The following is a 3,738-nucleotide window of genomic DNA, read 5'->3' as shown; positions in this document are numbered from 1 at the left end:
TTCGGGGGGATCCCTAGAAATTGGAAACTTGTTGGATCCCTTGCCGCGTTGGGTTGTATTTGTTGAGTCAGTTTCCCTGCAGTGAGGGATCCCTAGGGATGGGGAAAGGACTCAACAGCTTGCGCTGGCTGGCGCGTCAGTATGCGCTTCGAGTTCTAGATGCTGCCGGTATAACCCTCAATGGCTCACAGCCCTGGGATATTCAAGTTCACGACGAGCGGCTCTACCTGCGCTGCCTGCTCTATGGATCCCTGGGCTTTGGCGAGGCCTACATGGAGGGCTGGTGGGATTGCGAGGCCATTGATGAGTTAGTTTGTCGTCTCCTAACTGCCCAGGCACCGCAGCAGGTGGGTTGGCTAACTCAGCCCTTGCTTGGGTTGGACAGTTACCTTATCAACCGCCAGCGGGGCAAGGGGGCATTCGTCATTGGCCAGCGCCACTACGACATTGGCAACGATCTCTATGAGGCCATGCTGGATCGCCGCATGATCTACAGCTGTGCCTATTGGGATGGGGGCGCGCAAACTCTGGATGAAGCCCAAGAAGCTAAGCTTGACCTCATTGCCCGCAAGCTGGAACTCCAACCCGGCATGCGGGTGCTCGACATCGGCTGTGGCTGGGGCGGCACAGCCCAGTACCTGGCCGAACGCTACGGGGTGCAGGTTGTGGGGATTACTGTTTCCAAAGAGCAAGCCAAACTGGCCAGCGAACGCTGCCGCGGCCTGCCGGTCGAGATTCGGTTAGAAGACTATCGCCAGACCCAGGGAAAGTTTGATCGCATCCTTTCTGTCGGCATGTTTGAACATGTTGGCTACCGAAACTACCGAACGTTTATGCAGGTAGCCCGCCGCTTGTTGAACGACAATGGCTTGTTTCTTCTGCACACCATCGGCAGCAACGTGGCCTACCAGGGGCGGGATCCCTGGATTGAGCGCTACATTTTCCCCAACTCGATGCTGCCCTCGCCTCATCTGATTACTGCAGCCTTTGAGGGCTTATTTGTGCTGGAAGACTGGCACAATTTTGGGATCAATTACGTGGCCACCTTAAAAGCCTGGCACGCCAATTTCGAGCAGGCATGGCCAAAATTAGCCGACCGCTACGATGAGCGCTTTCGCCGCATGTGGCGGCTCTATCTCCTGATGAGTGCCGGTAGCTTCAAGGCTCGGGCCAGCCAACTTTGGCAACTGGTCCTCTCACCACGGGGAGTAAGTGGCGGCTATCGCTCGGTGCGGTAACGACAGTCCCAAAAGTTTGCAGGTGCCCCTGCGCCCTCGCTGAGTGGGGGTGTTATGATGAGTTTGATTATCATTCTCACTCTAGACAAGCTGAGGGATGCCCGCAGCTCTGCAGCAAAAAATTGTCAATCGCTTCCAGAAGGCCAAGACCTCGCGGCAGAAGTATGAGCTTCTCCTAGCCTATGCCAAGCGCCTGCCACCCTTTCCCGAAGCGGAGAGGAAGGAGGAGAACCTAGTCAGAGGTTGCGCTTCGCGGGTGTGGCTGGCCACCGAGTTTAGGGAGGGCAAGGTCTACATCCAAGGGGATGCCGATGCTCAGTTGGTCAAGGGTTTGGTGGCCATTGTGGTGGAGGGGCTAAGTGGCCTAGCGCCGGAAGAGATTTTGGGGGTTTCCCCAGAGTTTGTGCGGGAGATGGGCCTCAATTTCAGCCTTAGCCCTTCCAGGAGCAACGGTCTGGTGAGCATGTTTTCGATGCTGCGGCAGAGGGCCTTGGCTTTTGGGAAGTCAGTTGCTTCCAGCTCTGCTGTCTCTGTTGTCTTGTGAGGTATTCAGGCTCATGACTGATCAAGCTAACTCTATCCGTTCGGCTCGACCGGTGCGATCGCTGGTCTCGCTGCTGGCCGCCCTCTCGGTCGGGATCCTGGGAAGCCTGCAGATGCGCCAAGAAGAGTCCCGGGCCCAGCAGGGATCCAGCCCCCCAAAGGTGGTGACCACGATTTTGCCGATAACGCAATTTACCCGTGCTGTGGCCGGGGATCGGGCAGAAGTCACGCCACTCCTTCCCCCTCAGATGGGGCCGCACGATTTTCAGGCTCGACCTGAGGAGGTTCGTTTGCTGGCTCAGGCGGATGTGCTGGTGATCAACGGGTTGGGTATGGAAACGTTTTTGGAAGGGTTGATCGCCAGCGCTGGGAACCCCCAATTGCAAATCGTTGACAGCAGCGAAGGGATCCCAACTTTGCGGGCTGAGGAGCCAGAGCATGGGCACTCCCACGGTCACGGCCATGGACACTCTCATGGACACAGTCACGGCCATTCTCACGGGCATGGCCATGGCCACTCTCATGGGCACAGCCACGGCGAGTTTAACCCCCACATTTGGCTGGATCCCAGGCGGGCCATTCAGCAGGTGGAAAATATTCGTGATGGCCTCATCTCTGTAGATCCGGCGGGGGCAGAGATCTACCAGGCCAATGCGGCTGCTTTTATCGAGAAGCTCAAGGCTTTGGATGAGGAGATCGAGCAGCGCTTGGCTCCCTTTGCCGGCAGAAAGTTTGTAGTTTTCCACAACTTTGCCCCCTACTTTGCCGAGCGCTACAACCTCAAGGCTGAGTTTTTGGTGGAGATCCCAGAGGCCAATCCTTCTCCAGAAGATGTGCGACGGGTGATGGAGACGGTGCGGGAGTCGGGCCTGAAGACCATCTTGGTGGAACCTCAGGTGGGAGACAACAACCCCTTCCAGATCTTGGCCAGGGATTTGGGGGTGGAAGTGCGGGTTTTCGATCCCATCGAGACTGCCGGCCCTGAGGGGATCGAGCCGGAATATTACCTGACCATCATGCGGCAAAACGTGGAGAACCTGGTCTCCGCCTTTGAGAAGGAGACGGCCTTCCTGCCCCTGCAATTGCCGCTGCTGGGCCAAGCTGCTCTCGAACACCTGCTGGCGAGGGGGCGATGATCTCCTGCTCCGGCGAGGTTGTCCTGCGCGTCGAGGGGCTGACGGTCTATCGGGGATCCCAGTTGGCGGTGCAAAATGTGTCGTTTGAGCTGAGGGCGGGATCCCATACGGCCATTGTCGGCCCCAATGGCGCTGGCAAAAGTACCTTGGTGCAGGCCATCTTGGGGATCCTGCCGCGGCAGTGCGGCTCGGTTTGGATTCTGGGAGAGCCGGTGTGCCTGTCCGGTTATTTGCCCCCCTCGGTGCGGCAGCAGGTGGCTTACGTGCCCCAACGTTTTCAGTTCAATCCTGGGATCCCCATGGTGGTGGAGGAGTTTGTGGCTTTGGGTTGGGGGGCGTTGCAACCCCGCTGGCCCTGGCAGCAGCGCTCTGCTCGGCAGCAGGCGGTGCAAGAGGCGCTGGAACGAGCCGGCGCATCCCACCTGTCCTCCAAGGCTCTGGGCCAGCTCAGCGGCGGGGAGCTGAAACGGGTGCTGTTGGCCTATTGCTTGGCTTGGCCGCGGCGGCTGCTTATCCTCGACGAGGCACCGGCAGGCTTAGATACGCTCAGCGAGGGGGAGTTTTACCGGCTCTTGGAAGAGCTGCGCCAATCTCTGGGCTGGGCCATTTTGCAGATCTCCCATGATCTGGAAATGGTGTCTTGCTATTGCGACCGCGTGCTGTGCCTCAACCAATCCCTCATCTGCCAGGGATCCCCCCAGGTGGCTTTGGCACCAGAAGTGCTGAGCCGGGTTTATGGGCCTGTTCGCGACAGCGGTGCGGAGCACCATTTTGTCCGCTACATCCACCGTCAGTAAACTACCCGACCCTGACTGCTTCGC

The 3,738-nt window shown here is 58.5% G+C and carries 4 protein-coding genes; all 4 read left to right on the top strand.

Annotated features, from left to right (window positions below; all coding sequences use genetic code 11):
* The first annotated feature begins 62 nt into the window (after nt 1-62).
* A complete protein-coding gene (gene cfa / locus NW815_RS00200) occupies nt 63-1,238 on the top strand; it encodes a cyclopropane fatty acyl phospholipid synthase (protein ID WP_414388092.1) in 1,176 nt (391 codons plus the stop codon).
* 97 nt (nt 1,239-1,335) lie between these two features.
* Nucleotides 1,336-1,782 carry a SufE family protein gene (locus tag NW815_RS00195; RefSeq protein ID WP_414388094.1) on the top strand — a complete coding sequence of 149 codons (447 nt, stop codon included), beginning with the start codon at nt 1,336-1,338 and terminating at the stop codon, nt 1,780-1,782.
* Nucleotides 1,783-1,795: 13 nt separating this feature from the next.
* Complete coding sequence (locus NW815_RS00190; protein ID WP_414388096.1) at nt 1,796-2,917, top strand: metal ABC transporter solute-binding protein, Zn/Mn family; 1,122 nt, start codon at nt 1,796-1,798, stop codon at nt 2,915-2,917.
* On the top strand, nt 2,914-3,714 hold the full coding sequence (locus tag NW815_RS00185) for a metal ABC transporter ATP-binding protein (RefSeq protein ID WP_414388097.1): 801 nt from the start codon (nt 2,914-2,916) through the stop codon (nt 3,712-3,714). Before NW815_RS00190 ends, NW815_RS00185 begins: the two co-directional genes overlap by 4 nt.
* The last annotated feature ends 24 nt before the right edge of the window (nt 3,715-3,738 follow it).

The sequence above is a fragment of the Synechococcus sp. R6-7 genome (assembly GCF_047461695.1).
Classification (GTDB): domain Bacteria; phylum Cyanobacteriota; class Cyanobacteriia; order Thermostichales; family Thermostichaceae; genus Thermostichus.
The sequence above is the reverse complement of the archived record's forward strand: the minus strand, read 5'-3'. Positions and strand labels throughout refer to the sequence as shown.